Annotated in this window: 15 protein-coding genes; all 15 read left to right on the top strand. The window is 46.0% G+C overall.

What is annotated here, in order from left to right:
* Positions 1–44: 44 nt before the first annotated feature.
* The 15 genes from HQN88_RS12210 to HQN88_RS12280 all read left to right on the top strand — a co-directional run bounded on the left by HQN88_RS12210 (position 45) and on the right by HQN88_RS12280 (position 26,915).
* Complete coding sequence (locus tag HQN88_RS12210) at positions 45–3,308, top strand: right-handed parallel beta-helix repeat-containing protein (protein WP_173111694.1); 3,264 nt, start codon at positions 45–47, stop codon at positions 3,306–3,308.
* Positions 3,309–3,409: 101 nt separating this feature from the next.
* Complete coding sequence (locus HQN88_RS12215) at positions 3,410–6,220, top strand: endo-1,4-beta-xylanase (protein ID WP_173111697.1); 2,811 nt, start codon at positions 3,410–3,412, stop codon at positions 6,218–6,220.
* Between the two features lie 78 nt (positions 6,221–6,298).
* Entirely contained in the window at positions 6,299–7,216 is a 918-nt protein-coding gene (locus HQN88_RS12220; RefSeq protein WP_173111700.1) for a carbon-nitrogen hydrolase family protein, read from the top strand.
* Between the two features lie 21 nt (positions 7,217–7,237).
* Positions 7,238–8,029, top strand: coding sequence for a sugar phosphate isomerase/epimerase family protein (locus tag HQN88_RS12225; protein WP_173111703.1), 792 nt, complete (start codon positions 7,238–7,240; stop codon positions 8,027–8,029).
* Positions 8,030–8,061: 32 nt separating this feature from the next.
* A complete protein-coding gene (locus HQN88_RS12230) occupies positions 8,062–9,129 on the top strand; it encodes a Gfo/Idh/MocA family protein (protein ID WP_173111706.1) in 1,068 nt (355 codons plus the stop codon).
* Positions 9,122–10,120, top strand: a complete 999-nt coding sequence (locus HQN88_RS12235) for a hydroxyacid dehydrogenase (RefSeq protein ID WP_173111709.1) — start codon at positions 9,122–9,124, stop codon at positions 10,118–10,120. Before HQN88_RS12230 ends, HQN88_RS12235 begins: the two co-directional genes overlap by 8 nt.
* A gap of 58 nt (positions 10,121–10,178) precedes the next feature.
* On the top strand, positions 10,179–11,213 hold the full coding sequence (locus HQN88_RS12240) for a zinc-dependent alcohol dehydrogenase (protein ID WP_173111712.1): 1,035 nt from the start codon (positions 10,179–10,181) through the stop codon (positions 11,211–11,213).
* A 201-nt stretch (positions 11,214–11,414) separates the two neighbouring features.
* A complete protein-coding gene (locus HQN88_RS12245; RefSeq protein WP_173111715.1) occupies positions 11,415–11,660 on the top strand; it encodes a hypothetical protein in 246 nt (81 codons plus the stop codon).
* A gap of 16 nt (positions 11,661–11,676) precedes the next feature.
* Positions 11,677–12,798 carry a GerAB/ArcD/ProY family transporter gene (locus tag HQN88_RS12250; RefSeq protein WP_173111718.1) on the top strand — a complete coding sequence of 374 codons (1,122 nt, stop codon included), beginning with the start codon at positions 11,677–11,679 and terminating at the stop codon, positions 12,796–12,798.
* On the top strand, positions 12,795–14,306 hold the full coding sequence (locus tag HQN88_RS12255; RefSeq protein WP_173111721.1) for a spore germination protein: 1,512 nt from the start codon (positions 12,795–12,797) through the stop codon (positions 14,304–14,306). Before HQN88_RS12250 ends, HQN88_RS12255 begins: the two co-directional genes overlap by 4 nt.
* 8 nt (positions 14,307–14,314) lie before the next feature.
* Positions 14,315–15,517, top strand: coding sequence for a Ger(x)C family spore germination protein (locus tag HQN88_RS12260; RefSeq protein ID WP_173111724.1), 1,203 nt, complete (start codon positions 14,315–14,317; stop codon positions 15,515–15,517).
* 257 nt (positions 15,518–15,774) lie between these two features.
* Complete coding sequence (locus tag HQN88_RS12265) at positions 15,775–16,674, top strand: ABC transporter permease (RefSeq protein WP_173111727.1); 900 nt, start codon at positions 15,775–15,777, stop codon at positions 16,672–16,674.
* A gap of 12 nt (positions 16,675–16,686) precedes the next feature.
* Positions 16,687–17,595, top strand: coding sequence for a carbohydrate ABC transporter permease (locus HQN88_RS12270; protein ID WP_246320199.1), 909 nt, complete (start codon positions 16,687–16,689; stop codon positions 17,593–17,595).
* Between the two features lie 86 nt (positions 17,596–17,681).
* A complete protein-coding gene (locus HQN88_RS38360; protein WP_173111730.1) occupies positions 17,682–19,238 on the top strand; it encodes a DUF3502 domain-containing protein in 1,557 nt (518 codons plus the stop codon).
* A 129-nt stretch (positions 19,239–19,367) separates the two neighbouring features.
* Positions 19,368–26,915 (top strand): Ig-like domain-containing protein, encoded by a 7,548-nt coding sequence (locus HQN88_RS12280; RefSeq protein ID WP_173111733.1) that lies wholly within the window; start codon positions 19,368–19,370, stop codon positions 26,913–26,915.
* The last annotated feature ends 70 nt before the right edge of the window (positions 26,916–26,985 follow it).

Raw genomic sequence — 26,985 nt, forward strand, 5'->3', positions numbered from 1 at the left:
AGAAAGATGCAGCCAAATGATGTACCCAAAAGGAGGCAAATGATTTGTTAATCAAACAGATTCGCAAAGAGATCGTTCTCTTCTTGTTTCTGTGTGTTGGATTACTCAGTGTGCTGTCACTGTCGGATGTGACTTATGCTGCCGGAGCAACTTATTATGTGGATGCCTCAGCAGGAAATAACAGCAATGACGGTACTTCGTCAGCAACGGCTTGGCAAACGATTACGAAGGTAAATGGCGTATCGTTGCAGCCTGGAGACCAAGTCTTGTTTAAACGCGGCGAGATTTGGCAAGGCAGTACACTTCGGCCATCTAGCTCTGGCGTAGACGAAAATCCAATTCGATATGGATCTTATGGAGATCCAACGCTGGGCAAGCCCATCATCAGTGGTGGGACACGAATAGACACGTGGATCGGCCCAGATGTGAATGGTGAATACAAGAAAACCGGGCTGACGGGCGATGGCCTAAGGTTCACCGTGCTTGAGGATGGAAAAAGGCTGAAAGGCAATCATGCCGATGCCCGATTGCCGGGACCGACAATCGGTTCTTTGACACCTGGCTCCTTTGTTGCAGATTCCGTAACTGGAAGCGTTTATTACAAACCGTCCACGGGTGTTGCCAATGATCATGTCATTGAAATAGCGAGTAAAAACAGCAACTTTGCCTTCTCATCAAATGGCAAAAATTATCTCCTCCTTGATGGAATAGACTTCCGTGGTGGGTACGACTTTGCCGTATTTATTGGTACAGGAAGTCATCATGTTACGGTTCAGAATTCTGCTATTCATGGTGCCGACAGAGCGGGGGTACGCATTAGCGGAGCCAGCTATAATCAACTTCTTAATAACCAAATCTACGATATGAATTACTTCGGGATTGCGCTAGAAGGAGGGGCATCCAATAATGTCATAAGCGGCAATCATGTACATGACATTGGTTTGCTTGATACAGACGATGGCGATACGGTCGGGATTCAAATCGTTGGGGGCGCGGCTGGATTAAATTCAAAGCAGAATACGATAGAGAAGAATGAAATCGAAGGGATTGGCCGTGATATTTACAAAGGCAAAGGAGGTACAACCGCACGGGGTAACTTGTATCACGCAGGTATTCTTGTGGATTCTTCCACCGATACGTCGATTGTGCAAAACCACATCCATGACCTGTATCGTTCAGGAATTCTCATCTTTACCGCTACGGGAGATGCCACGAATACAGCTATCCGCAATAATGTCATCGACCATGTGGGCAAAGTTACGTCTGTCGATTTTTTCAATTCGGCTATTTATTTAAATACGAGATCGGGTTACATTGATGGCACAACCGTGTATAACAACACGATTGCCAATTCACGTTTCAAAGCGGATACAGTGAACAGGGAAGCGGCGGTGTTCATTCGTGTTCAGGGGCAATCGGTTGCAGGAGCTAAAGGTACGATGAAGGACGTAAGTATCATGAACAATCTGATTGCTGGCAATGAAGGGAACTATATGCTGTCCTTTCATGCGGATAATGAAGCGACGATCAGTGGGCTAACGATCGATCACAATTTATACACGCGACCGAATTCGAGTGACGGCGGCGTGTACTGGAACCAAGGCGGCGTAGAGAAAATCTACAAGGCTAATCAAATGTTTGGGGCTAGCAGCTATTCAGTGGAAAAAAATCAGGATCATCATGCCATTGTAGGTGACCCGCTTTTCATGGATGCAAGTCAGGCCAATTATGCTTTGCAAACTAGCTCGCCTGCCATTGATGCGGGAGCGAGTGTCGGCCTTGCCGTTGATTTTCTAGGGAATCCTAGACCCGTAGGGGATGGGCCCGATATAGGTGCTTATGAAGAGCAGCATCCGTTCATCGCACCACCCGTTATTACAGGAGTAGTCAATGGGCAGGTTTATACCAGCGTTGTTTCAGCCACCTATGACCGTGGGGTAGCTTGGCTCACTCGGAATAGTGAGGCACCTGTCTCTTATCTGTCAGGCACGTCGATTACACAAGCTGGTAATTATGTCCTAAGCGTGACGTATATGTCGCAAACAACCACGGTTAGCTTCACGATCGACACGTCAGCACCAGTAATTACGGGAGTTATCGAAGGTGAACGGTATACCGGTTCTGTCACCCCTGAATTTAACAAAGGCAGAGGGATGCTGTATCGCATGTCTAAGATTGAGGGGGAACGTCAGGTTGAGGCAAGAACCTACGAGATTGTGTCACAGGTTGAAGCTCCAGACGGCATAATCGACAAGGAAATTAGCGAATGGGTGAAAGATTATTTCTTGTCTAGTGTCACAATGGAGACGGAGATTTTGGTGAATGCCAACTTCTTGTCAGGGACAGTGATCCACGAACCAGGTTCTTATCGTTTGACCGTAACGGATGCTGTCTATAACGTTGCGCAGGTTTCTTTTCAAATTCAGGATCATCCCGTGACAGAACCGGAACCTGAACCAGAAACAAATCCGAGCGTAGTCGTAACAGGGCCTACGAATGTTCACTCAGGTGCGGAAATGGTTGTAACGGTAGGACTTAAGAATGCGGCGAACGCATCTGCCATGCAATTTACAGTTGTGTATGATCCGGAACGCTTCACCTACGTAAGTTCCCAAAGCATGCGAAGCGGTATTGGCATTGTTCAGGAGCAGCATGATGCCGTACAGGGTAAGATTCATTTCATTCTGGCTAGTTTGGGCAGCAGCAATGTGATAACAGGAGCAGCGAGCATAGTGGAAATGAATTTCGTAGCCAAAGAAACGGTTACTTCGCAAGCATCAAGTTTGGTAGTTAGGCAAGTGAAGATTGCCAACGGGCAAGGTGTTGAAACGAATGTGGCAGATGGCAGTTATACAATTCAAATTCTCGGTAATGTAAACAAAGAGCTGCTGATTGCTAAGATCGCTGAGGGAGAAGCTCTCCTGCAAGGGGCCGTCGAGGGCAATGCCATCGGCAACTACTTCCCTGGTTCTATTGCGCTACGCGGTCCAGCACTTGCGGCAGCGATTCTTGCTGCGAAGTCAGTTGTGCAATCAGATACAGTTACACAAGCTGAAGTGGATGCTGCTCGTCAAGCAGTAGAGACAGCGATTAGCCATTTTGAATTGGGAAGAATTCTGACCGAAACGGGTAATCTCAATAACCAACCAGGTATTACGGTCGGAGATTTAGGCATTGTCGCTTATTACTATGGCAGTACGTCTTCAAGCCCCAATTGGTCAGAAGCTCAAATCGCTGATATTGATGATGATGGCGTCGTTGGCTTGAGTGATATGACGTTTATTGTATCGAGGATGAATAATGAATGAACATAAATACTCGATTCATAGGATTGTCAGTGATATCTTACTTCTATCCCGTTGTTGGGAATAATCACCATTTTGTACAATTAGACAGGGAGGTAAAAGGGATGAACATGAGTAACAGGCGCAGAGGGATGACAGCCCTGATATGGTTAATGATTTCAGTTCTAGTACTTTCCATACTACCGTTGATGCCCACTGTTGGGAACGCGGCCACTACGAATGCACAGAATACCTATTATTACCAAAACGATACGCAATTTAAGCATTATACGAGAGGCATTCTTCGGCCTGATCAAGGCACAATTGAAATGACGATGCATCCGACTAAGCCTGCGGCGGAATCGGGAAATGATTATGAATTCGCGTTTGCTGTTTCGCCAACACGGAATTTAGGCAACGGCAGCAATACATTGCTGGGTATTTATATTCCGCCAGTTGAAGAGAACGCGCAATTAAAATTTGTTTATCGTATTAATGGCAGTGAATCATTCAGTGGCGCTCTCACTTCCTTTCCTTATACCCCTGGAGAACGGGTCAACGTGGCTCTAACCTGGAATTATACGTCTGAGAATGTCAGTCGCATCCGCTTATATCTAAATGGCGTTCAACAGCAGCTCTCGACGAAAAATGACATTGTTAATGAAGTGATGATTACAGGGCCACTCAATGAAGATTTGTTTTCGCATGTGTTGCAAGTAGAGAAATCGGAGCCTTTTCATGTAGAACAATTAAAGATCTCGACGAAGGAGTTATCTGCATCGGAACTGCTAAGCCTGCCCGACAGTAAATTTCAAGCGGACAGCGATACAAGTCTGCTTGTCAAGAATGACATGACAACGGTAGAGCGGTATAGAACGAACTGGCATAGAGCGACAAACTACCATGCCTTCGCTCCGGCTTGGCGCGCGGAAACGCAGCAATTTGTTGTGGGAGAAAACGTTATATATCCTATGCTCTCACTAAATTATAGTGGTAATGTCCAGAATTACTCTGTTCAGATTGTAGCGAAAGATCCTTACGATCGTACAGTTCTGACTAAAAGCATACCCATTCAAGTGCAAAACGATGGGAAGTACGCCATTCACGAATTGGCTTTGCCTGAACTGAATGGGCAAGGATATTATAAATTGAAAACAACGGTAACTTCAGCCGGTAATCCTATCGTCAGCTACGATAGTGCAATTGCCGTCCTCCCTGCTAACAATACGTCTGTAACAGACGGGGTATATGCCGATTTCTACGGATTCCATACCAAATATGATTGGGAGCCCAAGATCTGGACGGATGTGAATGCTAGCATCACTCGAACGTGGGCGGATGGTAAAGTATTTTTGTGGAATGTTGTTGAGCCAACAAAAGGGGCCTTTAATTGGGAGAAAACAGATCAATATGTGGCTAGAAACCGAGCTGCAGGTCTTGAAGTTCTAGGCGTGCTAGGGTATCCATCGCGTTGGGCAGCAACGCAACCTTCAGATGCAATTATGCAGACGAATACGTTGGCACATCGCCCAGAGCGTTGGGTACCGAGAGATCCTGAAGGTGAGTGGGCTAATTACATTTATCAAACGGTCAGTCGTTATAAAGGGGAAGTGAAGTATTGGGAAATTTACAATGAAGTGAATTTCAATGCAGAGCCAGGCTCCGGAAATGCGGCTACGTTCGCAGGAACAAACGCTCAGTATTTAGAGTTGCTCAAAATTGCCTATCGAGAGGCGAAGCGCGCAGACCCGAATGCACAGATTTTAACTAGCGGCTTTTCGGATGAGGCCAATAATGTAAGTCTGCCGACAGCATTTTTTGACCAGGAAAATCTGTATCAGAACGGGACTGATTATTTCGATATCTATAATGTGCATGGCTATAGAGGCGTTGGTGATGATTCTAGAACGACACCATGGATAAACAAACTGAAGACTGCTCGTCCAAGCACGGAGTATTGGATGACGGAGCAGATGTTTCATAATACAGCTGTTCCCGTGGATTCTAGGTTATACAGCTCTGTGGAATGGCTCGTGAACTACTTGAAAATGGGCTACAGCAAATTTATCAATATGGGGACGTTTGAAGTGTTTTTCAACCGAAACACCCTTTCTCCTGAACCATTTTATTACGTACAAGGCGTTTTTAATAACAAATTTCGTAAAGTGAGTTCCGTTAAACCATTGTTAACGTGGTCTGGAATCTCAACAATTACATTTAAAGTCAGACATTCTTTTGGTTTGACTAATGGAAAGACGCTTTCTGTCATTGGAACGGATTTCGTCAATGATGGGCCTTACGAAATTAAATTTAACGGGAATATCGAGTCTGCTTTCGATATGTACGACCAACCGATTCCGATAACAACGGATACAAATGGGAATAAAGTGATGCAAGTTCCGAATATTGCCTATATTGAAAGTTCGGGGCCGATTACTGTAGTAAGTGCAGTCGCGTTGGAGGCGAGACCTCTGTTAAAGAACAATGATTTTATAGATTTGCCAGGTGATTATTCGATGAACTTGTGCAAAGCGGTTCCGAAATTCTGGGAATATTTATTCAATCCTTCCAATGGCAGCATTTGTACCGTACAAGGAGAGCAGGCGGGCAACTACGCGGTTCAAATGACGGCAAGTGGCCCGGAGCGAGTTACGATCCGACAAGCGGGCATCGCAGTTAAAGAATCAGGCTCGTATAAATTGTCAGCGAGAATAAAAAAAGTAGCTGATAATCCAAATGTTTATTTATGGTATCAAGGTGCTAAATATGACAGTAAGCAAATGTCTAACATGGGGTCTGATTATGTCACGATTACATTAGATAAGATTCCTGTGACTGCGCCGATGAGTTTGACTGTAGGAATTGGGATAACTGCCGGCCAACGCGGATCCATCGTCGTTGAGTCTGTTGATTTAGTTAAGGTGGAAACTCCGTAATTGCGCCTTAGCAAAACACAACGTACAAAGAACGAAAGAGCCGCCTTTAAAGCGGCTCTTCATTAAGGAGTATGATGCATGCCAAGAAAAGTAAATGTCATTAGCACCTGCTTTAACGAAGAACTCATTCAAGGCTCTACACAAGAAGACAATTTGCAAAGAGCTATGAATATGCTAGATGCATTCACAGAGCTGAAGCCCGATCTTATCTGTTTCCCTGAAGTGTTTCTCGTAACCGGTGGTGATCATCACCATGAAACTTCAGAGGAATTGACGCAGCAAACGTACCATGCCCTCTCCAAACAAGCCGAGCGACTCAACAGTTACATCATCGCAAGTGTTCACGAATGGATCGGTGGCAACAAATATGTCGCTGCTTGGTTATTTGACCGAGAAGGCAATCTGGCCGGGAGATATCTCAAATATTATCCGACCGATGGTGAGATGAAGCTTGATGGCATAACACCCGGTACTGAAATACCTGTGTTTGAGACGGATTTCGGTAAAGTCGGCATTGCCATTTGTTTTGATATCGGTTATCCGGATCTATGGCATTCGCTGAAATTAAAGGGCGCTGAACTTGTTGTATGGCCTTCCGCCTATGATGGCGGCTTTCCGCTTGAGGCACATGCCTGGTTCAATTCGTACTATGTCGTCTCCTCGGTAAGAACGAATCATTCCAAAATTATTGATAAGACAGGCAAAATTCTTGCGTCGACTTCCAAGTGGGGAGGATGGACGGCAAAGACAATCGATCTGGAGAAACAAATCTTTCATATCGACAATCAGTATGACAAGCTTCTAGAAATTCAAGGCAGACTGGGAAGCAAAGTGACCATCGAAAGTTTTTCTCAAGAAAATATATTCACCATGGAGTCCAATGATCAAGAGTGGCCCCTAGCGAGGATACAGGAAGTATTCCAACTTGAAACATATAAGGAATACCACAAGAGGTCTGAGAACATTCAGCATGGCAAAAGGAAAGCAGATGTTTAACTCAAAAAAGGAGTGTTACAAATGACGCAGTCACCTGTACAATTTTCTGTTTTTACCAAACCGTGGAGAACGACTCCTGTGCAAGAATTAGTCAAGTTCGTGAAAGAGAGCGGCTTTGACGGTGTAGAGTTTCCCTTACGAGAAGGATTCCAACTGGAGCCCGCTGATGCGGAAAAAGGTTTGGCGAAGCTCGCTTCTTATTTTGCCGATCATGGTTTGCGTATTTTTAGCGTAGCTAGTCAAACGGATGAACGCATTTTTTCGGCCTGCGCAGAGGCAGGGATTCCTAGCATTCGAATTATGCCGGCCATTTCACATGAAGAAGGCTATCTCCAATCGGTCGCTAAGCTGCGTAAGCACTTAGAAGACGTATCTCATCTTTGTGAGCAGTACGGGGTTAAAGTTAGCGTTCAGCAGCATTACGGTGACTTTATTCCGGATTCTTCGGGGCTGATGCACTTGCTGCAAGATCTCAATCCTAATTATGTAGGAGCTGTCTGGGATTGCTCACATGATGCTTTGGCTGGTCAACAGCCTGAATTTGGGTTAGATATTGTGTGGTCACATCTGCATATGGTCAATCTCAAAAATGTCTTTTATACACGGAGCAACGGACCGGAAGCAGAGCAAGCTCAATGGGAGCGGCATTTTACATCCGGACGTCAAGGCATGGCTTCTTGGGAACGTGTTGCGGCTTACCTAACCAAACGTAAATATGAAGGGGTTATCTGTTTGACGGCAGAGTATACGGCAGAGTCGGAAGTTGATCGACTAATTCGGGATGACATCCGTTATGCCAGAACACTCTTTTAATCTAACTAATGTGCAAGGAAGGGGGCAAGTATATGGCGGATAAAATACGCTTAGGTGTTGTTGGTTTGGGCAGGGTATCTAGCTCCCATTTGCCAGCGATTGAAGAGCTGAGAGATAAAGTCACTTTACAGGCCATTGTTTCCCGTGACCCGGATAAAGCGGATCGGGCGGCGGCAGGTTGGGTTGGAGTAAGCCTATACACTTCCTTTGATGATGCCCTTGGGGATCCAGCAATTGATGCCTTTCTGCTCCTGCTGCCGCATGATTTGCATGCGCCTTACGCCATTAAAGCGATGGCGGCAGGCAAGCATGTACTAATTGAAAAGCCAATGGCACTCAACTATTCCGAAGGCAAGCAAATGGTCGAAACCGCCGAGCAGAACGGAGTAACCTTAATGGTCGGACAGAGTCGAAGATTTTTCGGTCCTGTGATGAAGTCGATTGACAAAATCCATAGGGGAGAGATTGGCGATTTATTCACTATTCATGCCATGCTGTTAGCATATATCGATAAACCGGCTGCGGAGTGGTGGAAGGATGTTAAGCACATTGGAGGTTTTATCATTCCTCTGTGGGGCAGTCATATCCTGGATTATATCGTTTGGGCTTATGGTGAACTGCCGGAAACCGTCTATGCACAAGGCTACTCCCATAATCCAAATTGGGAAGGGGAGGACGAAGTTACCATCTCGTTGAAATTTTCGCGCAATCGGATGGCCAACGTCATGATGTCCTTTAATGCCGGAAGAGTTCCGGGCGATGAGGAAGGTCTTGGCGGTAAAAGGATCTGGAGCACGCAAGACAGCGTATACCTCCGTTACATGACAGGGACCAAAGGAGTACTGCATCTGAAGGATGAGCATGAGCTTTGGGATAATGGCGAGAAACTAGTATGTTCGGGCAAGCATACTTCCAACTTTACATGGCAGCTAGAGGAATTTGTTGATTCGCTATTGGAGAAACGAAAGCCTTTGGCAGCAGGAGATGAAGTGCTAGGAGTTATGCGTGTGATGGATGCCATTTTTGCGTCCATTGCGACGAATTCGGTGATTCAGCTAGATGAGGTAGGACAAGAGAAAAGGGAGAGAGACTGTGACTAGGAAAATTGTGGTGCAAATACAGCGGAATGAGCTATCTGCTTTCTTGGAGCCGGATGTATTGGAAAGACTAAAACAGCTAGGCGAGCTTGTAGTAAATCCGTTGGACCGTCCATTCACACCAGATGAACTGAAAAGTCATCTTAGAGATGCTTCCACTTGTATTTCAACGTGGGGGAGTTCGCCCATTACAGGGGATATGCTTGACTCAGCTCCTAAGCTCGAGTTAGTTGCTCATATGGCAGGTTCGGTGAAACATGTCGTAGCGGCTGAAGCTTTTGATAGAGGCATAACGGTATTATCAGGAGGTCACGCGATTGCCGAATCGGTTGCGGAATCCATAATGGCTCTAATATTTGCTGTGGGTCATCGGATTAAGCTTGTGGATGAGTCGATGAGATCGGGCGTCAGCTGGAAATCTCTCGCGATGGAGGCGGATGAGCTGCGAGGGAAAACGGTAGGTTTTGTCGCGCTTGGCATGGTGGCTCAGGAGGTCATTCGCTTAATGAAGCCGTTCCAGGTGCAATTTATCGCTTATGATCCGTATATGAAACCGGAAAGGGCTGCAGAGCTTGGTGTGGAGTTGCTGCCTTTGCATGACGTACTGAGGCGTGCACAGTTAGTTTCTCTCCATCTGCCTATGATTCCCGAGACCGACCACATGATCGGACGAGAGGAACTTCGCTTGCTTCAGGACAATTGCCTGCTGATTAATACTTCTCGAGGAAGCGTTATTCAAGAGCAAGCGTTGATTGAGGAACTGCGAACGAATCGTATTTTTGCTGCGCTAGACGTATTTGAACAGGAGCCGTTGCCGCTGAACAGTGAGTTGCGCCGGTTGCCGAATGTGCTAGTCAGACCGCATATTGCTGGGGTGAACCCTTCATCTCGGAAAAGAATCGGAAGATCTATCGTCGAGGATATGTATCGATATTTTAACGGAGAATCTGTCCAGCACGGCGTAAGCAAAGCTCGCTTAGCGCTGATGACTTAATTGTTTCTTACTTGTAGATCGTAACACTGAATTTCGTAGCTAAGAGAGGTGTGCATGTATGGTTAGGAAAATGTCTGTTCCTCCAATGGAACTAGTTGATGATAAAGGACCGCATACGCAAGTTTGTGCCGTCATGGATGGAATTGGAAAGGTCAGTAATCGCAGAGCTTTGATACCAGAGCCGAACGAAGGTGAAGTACGTGTCAAAGTGAAATGGGTTGGGATTTGCGGGAGTGATGTCGAAGTGTTCAGGGGGGCACGCGAACCCGAATTTATTTCGTATCCGACCCGCCTTGGCCATGAGGTCGCAGGTATTATTGATAAAGTCGGCAAGAATGTAACGGGAATTAAACAAGGTGATCATGTTGCATTGCGCTATGTGTGGGGGGCATTTGCGGAATATGTCTGCTGCGAGCCGTTCTCAGTGAAAGTACTTCCTAAGGATTTGCCACTCATTGAAGGCTCCTTAATTGAAGTGTTGCCAGGCATCATCCATGCTGCCGAGCTGGCTGAAATCTCACCGAATAAGAATGTGTTGATAACAGGCCAAGGGGTAAGTGGGCTTATTATGACGCAAGTGGTCCGTTTGTACAGTCCGCGCAACCTGGTCGTGACCGATTTATTCGACGAGAAGCTTGCACTTGCTCGTAAATACGGCGCAACGCATACGTATAAAATTCCTCATGAGCATGCGGATACCATGGAAATACTAAAGCATGATTTTCCGGATGGTTTTGACGTCGTCATTCCTTGTCTTCTGGAAGGCGAAGGTATGGTAGACGCAATCAATGCTACTGCCCAAAATGGAAAGATAGTGATGTACGGTTGCATCGGCACATGCCGTAAACCCGTTGATTTTTTCAAGATCCATAAGAAAAGATTGGATATTCTGTCGACGGAGCCGAAACGAGATATCGACAATCGTCGCTATTTCGATGAAGGGCTCCGGCTTGTTCAGGATGGATTGGTAAATACAGAAGAAATGATCACGCATATTGTTCCGCTCACTGAGGTGGATCGTGCCTTTCAATTACGAAACGAACATAAAGGCGATACGATTCATGTGATGGTTGATTGTGAAATAAAAGAGTAAAATGAGACGATCATCAATGAATTTGTGGAATGCGTAATCGCAGCAAATAGGTATCTAATAGGGGGAATATTGTACTCGGGAGGCAGCCACTGGCTGCCTCTTTGTTTACCGCTTAAACAATTAATGTTACCCAAAATGAATGAATGTTTGTTCGACATGACATCCTAACAATATATGTAAAATAGGAGAGGGGCAGGGCCAGTGGATAATTACATATTTCTTGTATTGCTATTTGCCCTCTACATCGGCTTGTATAAATACGATTGGCAACAGATGGAACGAAAGTCGTTCATATGGGGCATCGTGCTTGGGTCTCCATCGCTTTATTTAATCATCCTGTTCTTGTACCATCCAGCATGGCCGAGCCCCGGTGATTGTTTGGAATGGATATATGGGTCCCCTTCCGATGCCATCGTTGCATTTTTCGCTTCCATTAGCGGCTCTTAAAGAATGGAGAACACATATGAACAACCGCCGATCCATCTTGACGACAGGACAGATGTCTAGCCTGTTAATCGCAGTAACAATGGGTTCTGCCATTATTTATATACCCACGCCACTTGTTGGATTCTCAGGAAATGCTGCGTGGCTCTCCCTCATCGGTGCATTTGGTTTTGGTGCGCTCGTACTGGCTTGTACGCTGTATCTGCATCACCGTCATGGTGGTATTGGTTTAATAGATTATTGCGGCAAACTTATTGGCAGAATTCCGACCATCGTTGTCATGCTCCCGATTGTCCTGATGCTTCTTTTTGCAACTTCTGCGATTGTAACCGGTATAGGAGACTTTTTTACGAGCAGTATGATGCCGAAGACGCCTTCTTATATCTTCTGTTCAATAAGCTTACTCGTGTCTGCGCTAACGGCGAGAGCGGGAATTGTCATCGCAGCGCGCGTGTTCGTGCTGCTTGTTCCGGTTATGTTTGTATTTACGCTAGCTATTCTGATTATTGCCTATCCGATATATGATTGGGGAAGGTTGCTGCCCCTACCAGATAAAGGGATTGGGGATCTCCTTCATGGCTTCTATGTAGGAGCAGGGTTCCCGTTTGGAGAGGTATGTCTGTTTCCAATTTTTCTTTCTTTCGCTTCCAAAGATCAGACGAACGTACTCTATCGCAAATTGTTCTTGGCCTTCTCGCTTACAGGCGTAACGATAGTAATCGCCACCATATGTACGATCGTAGCTTTCGGCCCAGCTTCGGCCCACCTCAGCTACTCCCTCTATCAACTCGCGAGCAATATCCAAGTGAATGGAAGCAATGTGCGGATCGAGGCAATTGTCGGCATCGCTATTATCGTTGGTTCTTACATGAAAGCGACGCTATACTTATTTGCGCTAAATAAATTATTGGTCCGCTTAACCAGTGTGAACAATACTTCAGCCTACGTATACCCTGCGTCTTTATTATGTACGATGCTGTCGCTGACGTTATTCTCGGGGCCGGCGGATTTTCAATACCAAGTCTATACTGTCTGGCCATTCACGGTTATTTTTGTGGGATGCACATTAATTTTTGCTCTGACCGTGCTGACTTGGTTGAAAGGCAGCGTCTCTAATCGTCAAAAGGAGAACGAGACATGACTATCTCAGGGAATCATCCAACAATGCTCCAAACGAACCTTCAGTTCAACAAGGAAAATTTAGAACGGGCGTTCTTAAATTGTCAAGATGTTGTGTTCGAATTGCGCAAATATGGAAGTGAGCTTACTTATTCGGTGTTGGTCGGGTACTGCAACTCACTAATTACAGAGGATAGTGACAGTTATTTAATAAGAATGCTTAGTGACCTCGCGAATGTACAATCAGCAGATCTCGCTACGATTGATCCCGATGCCATTGCTTACTTTTTCGATCATTTTGGGGCGACATCCTTAGGATTATCCATCGTTTCAGATGTGGAAACAGCTGTAGATTTAGTCCTGCAGGGGTATATCGTCATGCTTTTTGACGGTTGGAATTGTGCGGTGGCTTATAAATCTGCCACATTTGATAAACGGCAGGTGGATGAACCGGTAAGTGAGCCGGTAGTTCAAGGACCTAGAGAAGGTACGGTCGAGTCGCTCGGGATCAACCTAGGGATGATTCGCCAGCGAATTCAGTCGCCCCAGCTAAAGATTGAGTTTATTACAGCTGGGGAAAAGTCTAAGACGACCATCGCCTTTTGCTACCTAGAAGGGGTTATTCTTCCAGAGATTTTGGAGGAATTTCGTAATCGAATGGACGGAATTGAGCAGTATGATGTGCCAGAGACTTCTTATATTCAGGACTGGGTACAGGACTCTTCCTATACGCCTTTTCCTCAATATCGCAATACGGAACGGACGGATGTAGCCGCAGCTGCTTTAATGGACGGGAAAATGGCGATATTGGTAGACAATTCGCCGATGGTGATGATTGCTCCGGCTTTCCTGGTTGATTTTATAAGTACAGGTGAAGATTACTATGTTCGTACGATCTTTGCTTCGATGATTCGGCTGGTGCGACTTCTGGCATTCTTCATAGCACTTACGCTACCGAGCATTTATATCGCTTTGTCTACATTCCATCCCGAATTAATACCGTCCGTCTTGTTGCTCGCGATTTTAGATACGCGGGAAGGCATACCGTTTCCGGCTTTCCTCGAAGCCTTAATTATGGAAGTGTCGTTCGAGTTGCTGCGAGAAGCGGGTATCCGGCTTCCAAGGCCAGTCGGCTCCGCTGTCAGTATTGTGGGTGCGCTAGTGATTGGGCAAGCTGCGATTACAGCGAAAATTGCCTCGCCTATCATGGTTATCGTCGTCGCTTTGACGGGTATTGCTTCGTTTGCAATTCCTCATTACGACATTGCAATCGCGATTCGTATTCTCCGTTTTCCGTTTATGGTAGCCGCGTCGCTCCTCGGCGGATTTGGTCTGATGATCATGTTTCTACTCACGCTACTGCACTTGGCTTGTCTTCACACATTGGGACAGCCCTATTTATCTTCGCTCGCGCCTTTCAAGGCGAGGGATTTGAGAGATATTGTAGTACGTGCTCCCCTTCGAAAATTTTTGGAATCTCCCCGAAATCGTCGTTTGCTTGATTCAACAGCTCCTCGAAGAAAGAAGTGAGAATAGGGATGACGAAGCGAAGTGTACGTTTAGGGATACGTATACTAGGGTGTGGCATTGTCGTAATACTGTTGGGGGGCTGCTGGGATAAGAATGAGCTGACACAGTGGGGATTTGTTCAGGCTGTGGCGATTGATCAGACAGATCAAGGGGAATACCGTGTCACTACGCAAATTTATCGTCCGGGATCATCAGAATCGAGAAATAATAAGGCGACGAAGGGCATTTCATACCTGACCATCTCGAGCGAAGCTTCGACGATCTCGCAAGCCGCGGCGCATATTTCGGGAAAGCTGGGGAGGAAGTTGCAGTGGAGTCACATGCGAGCGCTCCTCATCAGTGAAAAGATGGCTGCGAACCGAAATATAGGTAATATTTTGGACTACTTCTCGCGATCTCAAGGTCCGAGAGGTGCTGTGGCGGTTATGACGACGGATGGAGAGGCGGGTAACTATCTGCTTGTTGATCCATTAATTGAGAATACAATTGGCCAGCAAATGAAGACGGTAGAAGGGATGTCCAATAGACTTACTGGCATGGCCTCCAAAGTTTCTATCCTTGATCTGGATATCCTTGCGCAATCGCCTAGTTCGGTGACGTTACTGCCTCATCTTCGCATGCTTCGTCAAGAACATCCTCTCTTTATCATTGATGGAATGAACTTATTGCGTTTTCCATCCGGTACAATCGATCAGGGCTTTATTCCCGCCGCAATCACAGATAGCATTCTGATGGTTCGTGATGAATTTAATGAGGGACTTGCCACAATACCTTGCGAGAAGGAAAATGAAAAGCAGCAGATGCTAAATGGTGGTGATTCCTATTGGATTTACAAGGAGCAGACAACGCTTCAAGTATCTTCAATTGAAGATAGGCCATTCATAGAAATTCATCTTGAAGTCGACGGTAAGGTTGGGGAGATGAGCTGCTCGAGTATTCTCACCAAAGAGGAGCATCGTCGATTCATCAATCGAATTGAGCAGACGATCAAAAAAGACACGATGGAAGCTGTCCAAAAAGTGCAGAAAATGAAGGCAGACATCCTGCTGGTGGGGCAGCATGTCCAGCGGAGAGACCCTCGGCTATGGAAGAGGTGGTCAGAGGACTGGGATGATCGGTTTTCTCAGGCGAAAGTTTCTGTCAAGGTGAAAGCAAGATTGACAGATACTGGGATGAATGCCGGCAGTCCGATGGCCATTCCCCCTGAATAAGTAAGCTTTACTTTCACCCAATTGTTGTTGTCACCAGTAATCTCTATAGCGTTCAAATGACGGTAAGGTAGTCATTTGAACGCTTTTTGTATTTTATCGCATATATCGGCATGAATCGAAGACCATTCGACCGGCAAGAAAGTCATTTTTCCAAGTTCAAGACAATTTTCATAATATACATTCTGGACTCAATTATCTACAGTGAAGATATCACAAACGCAATCATCACAGGCATTCCAGCAAGAAGGGGCAGGTACATGAAAACATTTAAAAAAAATTTCAGTTTGACCTTATTGGCGTTACCAGGCATTGCGCTTTTGTTCATTTTTGATTATGTGCCACTCTACGGATTATTGCTTCCTTTCAAGGATTACAAATATGATCTGGGGATCTGGAACAGCCCGTGGGTAGGCTTGGACAATTTTCAGTTTCTATTTAAGGGCGATGTTTTACAACGCGTGCTAAGGAACACACTGCTCTACAATTTGGCGTTCATTACGTTAGGCACCATGATTTCAGTCACATTTGCACTGATGCTTCGTGAGGTCAGTAAGCGGTTTGTGAAGGTGTATCAGACCGTTTTGTTCATTCCTTATTTCATCTCATGGGTAGTCGCTGGTTTTGCCTTCCGAGCCCTCTTGGATATGGATTACGGTGTTTTCAATAAGGGATTGGAGATGCTCGGTATTGCGCCTGTTATGTGGTATAACGAGCCGAAGTATTGGCCATTTATTCTTATTATTGGAGCGGTATGGAAGGGACTTGGGTACGGTGCGGTCATCTATTATGCGGCACTGATGAGTGTGGATGCGGAGTATTATGAGGCGGCTAAAATAGATGGGGCAGGCAAGCTGCGGCAGGCGATTTCGATCTCGATTCCCATGATTAAACCGATTATTATCATGATGGTCATCCTGCAAATAGGTAAAATTTTCTATAGCGACTTCGGATTATTTTATAACGTAACCCTGAATTCTTCCTCTCTGTATAGAACAACGGATGTCATCGATACCTTCGTGTATCGTTCACTAGTCGATATGGGGGATATCGGAATGGCTGGAGCAGCAGGCTTCTTCCAATCTACGGTTGGTTTCACTTTGGTCATTTTGACGAATTTTATCGTAAAGAGAATTAATCGTGAAAATTCATTATTCTAAGGAGAATGTCACATGATGACACCACGGATTTCTAGCACCCGTTCACCATTTATGCTCAGTACATGGATTATTCATGCCATTTTTATTCTTGTCTGTATCGCTTGCCTGTATCCTTTTCTAGTAATAATAGGCACCTCCTTTCAGAACGAAAGTGATATTCTGAAGTACGGATATTCTATCCTGCCAAAGAAGATCGATTTAACTGCGTATCGTGTGATTCTCCATGATCCTGCTGTCTTGCTAAATGCGTATATGGTGACCATTTATACAACGCTGATTGGGACTGTGGCAGGGATATGGATTACAACAAGCTTCGCTTACACGATTTCAAGGAAAGATTATGCTTATCGGAAGGGGCTTTCGTTCTATGTATTTTTTACTATGCTGTTCCAGGGTGGGCTGGTTCCATCTTACATATTGATGGTAAGTTGGCTGGATTTGAAAAATAACCTCTTGGCACTGATTCTTCCATTCCTCATCACAGGTTGGCATGTGTTGTTAATGAGAGGCTTCTTACAAACCCTGCCTGACGCTTTATTTGAATCCGCCAAGATCGATGGAGCAAGCGAGCTTACCATTTTCACACGTATCGTCATTCCTCTTAGTAAACCGGCGTTGGCGACACTTGGCTTATTCCTGGTCTTGCAGTATTGGAATGACTGGTGGCTGACCCTGTTGTACATCGACCACGAAAATAAGATGAAGCTGCAGTATTTACTCATTCGCGTACTGCGCAACATGGAGTTCCTCAATAGCGCCGAAGCGATGCAATATGGCCTGGTTAAGCCAGGACAACAAGTACCAAGTTTAGCTGCGCGGATGGCGATGTGTATTCTTGCAGCAGGCCCGATGCTGGTCATATTCCCATTCTTTCAACGATATTTCGTACAAGGTTTGACGGTTGGATCTGTAAAAGGGTAGCTCATAAAAGTAAGTCCAGCGCATGGAAATTATGTCATGTGTCTGTTATATATAAATGAACATCATATTCTTAGGGAGGTATGTTTGTGAGCAGGGGAAATAAAAAGACAAAGCAAGTGGTAGGCGGCGTGGTGTCGATGGGGTTATTGGTTTCCGTGGTACTTAGCGGGTGCAGTACAGATAAGAAAGAAGAGCCTAATGCCACGGGCAGCAGTTCAGCAGTTCCCAAAACGACAACAGCAGTCGAGCCAACCAAAGAGTTGGTGAACATCAGCTGGTATATGCGTAAACCGATTGATACGATGAAAGATCAAGAGGCGATTGAAGCGGAAGCGAATAAAACGATTAAAAGCGGTGTAAACGCGAATTTGCATTTTAACTTTATTGACGCAGCAAGCTGGGAAGACAAAATGAAGCTAATGTCAGCCTCCGGTGAACCGTACGACCTTGTATTTACCTCGAACTGGACGAATGCGATTGATTCCAATGTGCAAAAAGGTGCATTCCTGCCACTGGACGATCTTCTGAAGAAATACGGGCAGGATATTCTCGCGAAAGTGGATAAACGTGCTTGGAAGTCTGTTACGTATAATGGCAAGATTATGGCGATTCCAGGTCAGGGACCTTTTACCACGCCGAATGGCATTGTGTTCAAAAAAGATTTGGTGACGAAGTACAATCTGGATTATAAGAAAATAAAGAATTTACAAGATCTTGAGCCATATTTAGAAACGATTAAGAAGAATGAGCCTACGATAACGCCATTACTGGTCACGAAAACAGTTTCTGCACCAGGGGACTTTATTTCAGACCATACCAATGTAACCAAAGGGATCCGATATGATGAAAAGGCGAACCAATTCGTATTGGAAACAGACATTCCCCAATTCGTCAACAATTATCGCACTATGCACGACTATTATGTGAAAGGGTATGTAGCCAAAGATGCGGCAATCAAAACGGATTTCACGGCTGAAGCCAAGTCGGGGAAATATGCGATCATGCGTGATTCTGGGGGATATACGGAGGATGGTTCGAAGTCGACAGCGTTGTTTGGGTTTCCAACCGTGGAATCGCTTGCATTTTATCCCATTATAGCAACAAGTAATATGGTAGGGGCGGCAACCGCCATCTCCAAAACATCGAAAAATCCAGAAAGAGCAATGGAACTGCTTAATTTGGTTTGGAAAGATAAGAAACTGTCCAACACACTAGCTTATGGGCTAGAAGGAAAGAACTATACGGTTAAATCCGGTGCTGGCACAGACGCCATGTCTGTAGATGCGAAGAGCGGAGCAGAACAAACCTGGGCAATCTGGCATAACTGGCTGGGGCCGCTATGGGATCAATGGGATTCAGGCTGGAACTCGAAGGCATCCCTAGAGCAAATGCAAAAAAATAATAATGAAGCCAAAACATCATCCATCCTAGGATTTCTTTTTAATGGGGAAGTCGTGAAATCCGAAATAGCTCAAGTTAATGCTGTTTATGCGGAACTGCAACCCATTTTATATTCAGGTGCGATGCCTGATTATGATAAGTTCTTGGGTGAAATGAAGCAGCGATTGAAAGATGCTGGCTTGGAGAAAATTAAAGCCGAAGCTCAGAAGCAGCTCGACGCTTGGAAAGCGCAAAATAAGTAATTGAAAGTTGGAACCGGGTTCTTCTTCACTCGGTTCCAATTTTAGATGAAAAGCAACAGATATAGGGGGAAATAGTGAATAGGATTTGGAAGCGTATTCAATACGACTTATAAGGGAGTGTGATCATTGATGGACAAGAGAAGATGGGCCGCTGGTGCGATCATCTGTGCTTGTATGCTAATGGTACTTGTATTCATTCTACAATCAACTACCGCGAAAGCGGAGGATGTCCCGATTCAGAGAGGTTATCTGGTTGACGAGAGTTTCTCCTTTCCCAATAACAACACGATGGATGTCTTGCCTTCTAGTTGGGATGTCCGCAAGGCAGGGGGCAGTCTATCCTCTTCCTATCTGAACTGGTTCAAAATGAGTGATACGAATACAACCTTGCCGGTCTCTATCCGCAGGGAGTTCATCCAACAAAATGAAGGTGTTATTACACTGGAGTATCGTTTTAAGCTATCTGCGATGATGGATGGGGTCAAATGGCAGCTCAGTAGTAATGACACAGAGGCTGTTAGTATGGTGACCCGCAATGGAGAGCTTAGTTTAGAGACGTCCGGCGGGGTTATACAGACATTGCAATCCTATACGGTAAATACGGAGTATGGTGTTAAAGTCATTGCGAATATAAGTACAAATTCCACGGATGTGTTTATTAATGGTGTCCTTAAAGCTTCCAATGCAAGCTTTAAGAATGCCGTAACCAGTCTCGACCATGTGCAAATTCAGACTGGTGCGGCTTCCAAAGGGGATATCTTCCTCGCCCCCGTTAAAATCCACAAGGGATATGCGGTCAATGAAAGATTCATTTCCCTGATGCCAGGATTTCTGCCTGAAGATTGGCAGATCGCTACTGCAGGCGGAACTGTAGCGGTCGAGGAAATGAAAAGCGCAGTGCGTCCCGATGTATTTAGTCTCAAACTGAATACCGCAGGGGCTAGTGGTGAGATGAGCCTGAAGAAAAACATACCTATCACTTCGGCCAATACTGTGTTTGCTTACAAGATGCTCATCCCAGAAAAACAGGATGGATATTCTGCAGAAGTCTTGCGTGGTAATACGACTGTGATGAAGCTGTTAACCGCGAATGGTAAGCTCTCCTACATCAATCAGGTAGGTCAGCCCGTCCCTTTTTATGATTATATGGCTAATCTATGGTATGAAGTCAAAGTGGTGCTAGATATGTCGAATGCCACGGCGGATATTTATGTAAATGGAAAGCGGCAGGCACAAGGAGTGCCATTCGACACTTCCTCCACAAGTTTAGACGGCATTGCATTTACGGCATCGGCAACAGCGCAAGGTGTGATATGGCTGGACGATATTCTGGTATATGAAGATGTGTCGCTTCCAGCGGATTATGTGCCTGCTCCGACCCCTGCGATCTCTGCAGATCAGGCAATCGGTATTCAAAGCTGTCCCATTTGGAGGGAAGGCAATCATCTCGGTTGGGATACGATTACGCCTTACTCGGAGCGGCAACCCTATTTGGGTTACTATGACGAGGGGAACCCAGAGACGGCCGATTGGGAGAGCAAGTGGATGGCTGAGCACGGCATTGATTACCAAATCTCATGTTGGTTTAGACCCTCATATGGGGAAGGCTTTCCAGTAAAAGAGCCTTATCTGCATAACTCGCTGCATGATGGGTATTTCGACGCCAAATATAGCGATCAAACGAAGTTCGCTATTATGTGGGAGAATGGGGCATCCAAAGCGAAAGATAGCCAGGATTTCCGCTCGAATATCGTGCCTTACTGGATCGAGTATTATTTCAAGGACCCACGTTATATGGTGATTGATAATAAACCAGTTCTCTCCATCTATAGCCTTACCGCTCTCAAACGCGATTTCGGAGGTACTTTGGAAGGCGTCAAGGCGGAGATGGATTATTTGAGAAACGCAGTCAAAACTCTAGGGTTTGATGACATGATTCTCTTGACGACTACTTCAGCATCGGACGCACAGTCCATGAGTGACCGAAAATTGGCTGGTTTCGACGCCGTCTATGCCTATTCCTGGGGCAGCGTAGGTGGGCATGAAGACGTTCAGAAATCGTACATGACGGCTCAACGCGATGCAGGCATCATCGATGCCCTGCCGATGATCAGTATGGGAAGAGATGATTTGGCTTGGGGAGGCAATTCAGGTTATTACACCACGCCTTCGGAGTTCCAATCTGTTGCACAGTGGACCAAGGATACCTTACAGCCATCGATGCCGACGGGCAGCTTAGGTAAGAAAATGGTGATGTTGGATAATTGGAACGAGTTAGGGGAAGGTCATTTTATTATGCCTGCAGGTTTAGCGGGTTTTGGCTACCTCGACGCAATCCGACATGTATTTACCAGTGCTACAGCGCATTCCGATGTACAGCCAACGCAAGCTCAGAAGGAAAGGATAAATATCTTGCATCCGCCGGGTCGCGTATTGCCGTTAAAGACGCCGACGCCGCCAGCTGTGACGGACCAGTACGGGTTGTTCTGGGGATTCAATACCAACGGCGATTCCGAGGGTTGGCGTGTGGAGAAACAGGTCAGCAATAGTGTGGTGAATAATGGCGCCTACTCAGGAACAGCGACGAATATTGATCCCGGCCTTATGTCGGCGGACCACTTAGATATTCAGGCTTCAGCGCATCCCTATTTGAAAATCAGAATGAAGAGCAATAAGAGTTCCTCAGGTCAGGTGTTCTTTATTACGAATGAGGATACGACCTGGAACGAAGTCAAATCCGTTAGCTTTTATGTAGAACGCAATGAAACTGGCTATACCGATTATGTGGTTGATATGTGGAAGCTTGCCAAATGGGAAGGGGTTATTCGGCAGATCCGATTTGATCCTTTAACAGTTCCTGGAGATTTCAGCATAGATGCCATTGGGGTTGTTTACTCGCCTGATGCAGGTATCAATGTGAAAGTCGACAGCAAGAAAGCCCAATTCTATGAAAAGCCAGCAGTAGTTGATCAAACGGTCATGGTTCCGGCAGGGGAGATGTTGAAGTTGATCGGTGCCAGCACAGAGTGGGAGGCATCGACGCAAACGTTAATTGGCGTGAAAGACAATCGGGTATACAGACTCAAGGTCGGTGAACAGACAGCGTATAAAGACAGCCAGAGTATCCTGCTGGAGCATGCTCCTGAACTGCGGCCATCGGGCGAGCTGTTAATCCCAGCTACTTTCTTCAATCAAGCTTTTGGATATGTTGTGAATTGGGATTCGAGTGCTCAGACTGTCGATTTGTATACCACAGCCAAGGTTTGGGACTTTATCACTTTTGAGGGTTGGACGACGAACAATCAAGTAACGGGAGGTCAGACAGCAGGCGGAATCTATCAAGCAACCTCAACAGGGAGCGGGCCTGAGCTGATTTCACCAGACAACATCAATTTCGCTGCTTCCTCCATTAAGAGGGTTAAGATAACACTTAGGAATGACACAAGCGGTACTGAAGCTCAGGTATATTTCAGGACGTCTACATCCTCTGAATGGCATTCACTAAATAAGCTGACGACATTCGTGCTGCCTAATGATCCAAACTTCAGGGAGTATGTATGGGATCCGAGTAATCATGCAGGATGGACCGGCACAATTAAACAAATCAAAGTGGTTCCGACGAATGCACAAGGGGATTTTGGTGTTGATGCCATCACGCTGGATACGGCGTCAAGCGTAGCTGTAAATGGAGATAACCTGATTTCTAATCCGGGTATGGAAGCGGATTTTGTTCCAAACGGATGGGAAACGATCAGGGAGCGGAATACGGAGCAGTATCATAGCGGGCACCAATCTTTGCAAGTTACGAAGACGAACCAACACGGCAGTATTCAGTTTCCAGTGAATATTGAGAAAGGGAGGGAATACGAATATTCCGCATGGGTGAAGCTTCAATCGAATCCGACACCTGGCAAAGTACTAAGGCTCGGTCTCTCTTATAACTTAGATGGTGTCGTGAAGCAGCAAATTCTAAACTCCAGCCCTGTTCTGAGCAGTACGGAGTGGAAACAGGTTAAGGGCAAGAATACCATTAACGAGACAGGAAACGTTACGAATGTCACGATGTATGTATTTACAGACTTGCCGGCTGAGAATGACGTATATTATTTGGATGATGTAGCAGTAAGGCCAGTCACCTATAAGGAAACACCTGCCTGGGTATATGTGACAGATATGAGCCTGAATCAAAGCTCCACGTCCATTATGGAAGGTAAAACGAAAACGTTGCTGCCTGTCATTTTGCCTGCCGATGCATTTAATAAAGAGGTTGTCTGGCATTCAGATCATCCGGAAGTGGCCACCGTGGATGTGAATGGCGCCGTTTATGGACGAAGTCTAGGCGTCGCACAAATCACGGGGATCACCGTTGATAGCGGTAAAAGCGCTACGAGTACAGTAACCGTCATCGAAAGAACGAACGAAACGGTAACCTTAACGGTAAAGCCCGATGGAACAGGTGATTATGTGTCACCAAAGTTGGCGAATGACAGCATTAAGGATAGCAGCGCTGAGAAACAGTATGTGATTGAGATATATCCTGGCGTGTACACAGAGAAGAATTGGGTGGTAAAACCCTATGTGACGCTCCGAGGCACAGACAGGGATCTTGTTTGGCTAAAGGGAGAGAATAGCCCATCGGCTACGAATAGTGAAATCACCGAACAATCGACCTTGTGGTTGCAAGGAACGGCTAATCTAGAGAATCTGAAGATTACGGGCAAAAACATGAGATATCCACTTCACAGCGAGGCTAGCGGTAAAAATAAAGATGCCGTCCATATTATCAAAAATGTCTACATTGAGCATTATGGCAACCTGGAAGCGGTCGACTACCGGAAGAACTGGATAGCAGCGCATCCTGGTGTGACGCCTCCGGCGGATTTAGATCCCGCACAGGTGTGGGGAGGAAGTAGCGGTAATGGTTCCCATGCTTGGGGGTATGGTTCAGCGAGTGGTGTAGTAGAAACATTCTATGATAGCACCTTTGTTTCCAAGGCTAACGGTTGGTATGTGCATAATCGAGAAGATTTTACGAAACCTCAAATCAATATCATCAATAACAGCAAGGTTGTTTCAACAGTACTGTCAAACCCCATTGTTATACAATCTTTGGGAAGCGGAACACAGGATGAAGTGATCTTTAACAACAGTGAATTCGTAGGCACCTATATGCTTCAAAATGATTCGCCTTGGATCACGCAAAAACCGGAAAACCAATATGCGAATCACGCGGACTATAACGTTACGTTCAATCACAGTACACCCATCGGTTATTTGGACGGTCACAGAGGAAGAGCGCTGGCGCTATTCAGTTCATCCACGGGAAGCAGCTCCACTGTGAAGGTTAGTGGGAGTGCTGTGTCGGATATTCTGGGAACGTATATCACCCGCGATGGCGGCGGAGGTCTGAAGGGTTACTTGTACGGTTACTGGGATATCTCAGGGATTAAGGTAGGGTTGAGTTCCAATATCCAAGTGAATAATACGCTCGGAAGAAGGCTAGGAGATGGTACAGTCAATCCCAAAACCTTGCAGGTACTTTTTGAGAATGGGACGACCAAGACGATCCTGTTTAATGAAGATTATACGGAACAGACCAACGCTTATATCATCAATGTCATAAATAGCGTATTGGGCACTTCAGGCTATGCGGTAGAATATAACGTAACCGGGAACGAATATTATCCGCAATTTCCCGATAAACAAATGACGCTGGAGAACCATACGCAAGTTGGCATTCCGCGATTTGCCGCTGTATCTTTTGATACCGATAAAACGACATTGCGCCTCATGACACCTGGTGATTCGGCGGAGAGCTTCATAGGGATTACATTGGAGCCCATTGCACCAGGACAGTCGGGCAGAGTATTGACGGAAGGCATCATGAGAAGGGATCAATTATTTGGATTTGCTGGCAGCATCAGCGTAGGAACCAAGATCTCTATTGGAAGTCAAGCGGGCAGCTTGCTTGTGAATGCGAACAAACCTGCACTTCTAACAGGTGTTTTGACGGATTGGGCTTCTTTTAAAGGAAATACGAGTTGGATTGAAGTCACTGGGGTAAACCTGAACAAATCTTCTCTGAGCTTGACCTTGGGGCAGTCAGAGGCACTTGTCGTGACGGTGCTGCCAACCGATGCAAGCAAAGCCGTAACTTGGAGCTCTGATCATCCCAATGTGGCAACGGTGGATGCGACGGGAACTGTGCATGCGATTAGTTCCGGTACAGCCACGATTACAGTGACAGCTGCAAAAGGCGGTAAATCAGCAACGGCTGTCGTGACGGTGCTTGCTCCTAGCGTAGGCAGCAACTTGATTAGCGATCCAGGTATGGAGGGGGCAACTCCACTTTATTCCGGGTGGGAAATTGTGAGGACGATGAGTACGCTCCAAGCGCATAGCGGAAGCCAGTCATTAAAGATCACCAAGACGAATGCCTTTGGAAGCCTTAACTTTCCTGCTAATATTCTAAAAGGAAATGAGTACTATTATTCGGCTTGGGCCAAATTGGCACCAGAATCCACAGCGGGTGTAGTACTGCGGTTAGGATTGACTTACAAGGTAGATGGTGTTACAAAGCAAAAAATTATCTTAACAAGTCAACCTTTAAGTGCCTCGTCTTGGACGCATTTAGAAGGTATGTATACCCTTCAAGAGACAGGTACTGTAACGAATATGTCCATGTATATGTTCACGGATTTACCCGCAGGATTGGATTCCTATTACCTAGACGATGTGGAAGTTCGACCGGTTGTTACGGATCCGATGCCACCGGTAACGACATCGCCGTTAGTGGTGCAGCTTCAAGACAGTTTCGGCAATCCGCTGAGCGGAGGCATCGTGACATACTATGATGGGGGCTGGAAGGAGTTTGGTGTAACGGGCACCGATGGCAAAGTAAGCAAAAACCTCCCCGCCAACAGCTATACGTTTAGCATGACCTATGGGGGAACGTATAAAGAACAAGTACAGCATACAGGAACGAATGGCTTGGTTGCCTTTCAGACGGTTAAGGTGAAGGCACAGCTGAAGGATAGCCAAGGCCATCTCATGGAAGGTGGCACCGTGAGCTACTATGCGGGAGGCTGGCTGACGATGGGCAGTACGGTTGGCGGCGAAGTGAGCAAGGAGCTGTTGCCTGGTTCCTATACCTTTGGCATAACCTATGCAGGGACGTATAAGGAACAAGTACAGAACGTAGGCATTGATTCAGTGGTTGCCTTCCAGACGGTTAAGGTGAAAGCACAGCTGAAGGATAGTCAGGGCAATCTGATCGACAGCGGCAGTGTAAGTTACTATGCGGGTAGCTGGCAGACGATGGGAAGCACAATTGGCGGGGAAGTCAGCAAGGAGCTGCTGTCTGGTTTCTATACCTTTAGCATGACCTATGAGGGGACCTATAAGGAGCATGCACAGCAAGTAAGCGCTGACCCCGTGATAGCATTCCAAACGGTCAAGGTGAAGGTACAACTGAAGGATAATCAAGGCCATCTGCTGGACGGCGGCACCGTGAGCTACTATGCGGGGGGCTGGCTAACCGTGGGAACTACAACGGGTGGTGAGATCAGCAAGGAATTATTGCCTGGTACGTATACGTTTGGGGTGACCTATGGAGGCGTGTACAAAGAAATTGTAGCTTCTATTACAACCAATCCAACGATTGTATTTGAGATGTAACCTTGTGAGGATGACAAAACGAGGGTCTACGGATCTTCGTTTTGTTTATCTATTTACGGATTAATAATGG

It is taken from the genome of Paenibacillus qinlingensis (genome assembly GCF_013204845.1).
Taxonomy (GTDB): Bacteria; Bacillota; Bacilli; order Paenibacillales; family NBRC-103111; genus Paenibacillus_E; species Paenibacillus_E qinlingensis.

Coding starts and splice junctions, on each gene's coding strand:
- HQN88_RS12215 (WP_173111697.1), top strand. CDS start 3,410: ATGAACATGAGTAACAGGCGCAGAGGGATGACAGCCCTGATATGGTTA.
- HQN88_RS12220 (WP_173111700.1), top strand. CDS start 6,299: ATGCCAAGAAAAGTAAATGTCATTAGCACCTGCTTTAACGAAGAACTC.
- HQN88_RS12225 (WP_173111703.1), top strand. CDS start 7,238: ATGACGCAGTCACCTGTACAATTTTCTGTTTTTACCAAACCGTGGAGA.
- HQN88_RS12230 (WP_173111706.1), top strand. CDS start 8,062: ATGGCGGATAAAATACGCTTAGGTGTTGTTGGTTTGGGCAGGGTATCT.
- HQN88_RS12240 (WP_173111712.1), top strand. CDS start 10,179: ATGGTTAGGAAAATGTCTGTTCCTCCAATGGAACTAGTTGATGATAAA.
- HQN88_RS12250 (WP_173111718.1), top strand. CDS start 11,677: ATGAACAACCGCCGATCCATCTTGACGACAGGACAGATGTCTAGCCTG.
- HQN88_RS12255 (WP_173111721.1), top strand. CDS start 12,795: ATGACTATCTCAGGGAATCATCCAACAATGCTCCAAACGAACCTTCAG.
- HQN88_RS12260 (WP_173111724.1), top strand. CDS start 14,315: ATGACGAAGCGAAGTGTACGTTTAGGGATACGTATACTAGGGTGTGGC.
- HQN88_RS12265 (WP_173111727.1), top strand. CDS start 15,775: ATGAAAACATTTAAAAAAAATTTCAGTTTGACCTTATTGGCGTTACCA.
- HQN88_RS12270 (WP_246320199.1), top strand. CDS start 16,687: ATGATGACACCACGGATTTCTAGCACCCGTTCACCATTTATGCTCAGT.
- HQN88_RS12280 (WP_173111733.1), top strand. CDS start 19,368: ATGGACAAGAGAAGATGGGCCGCTGGTGCGATCATCTGTGCTTGTATG.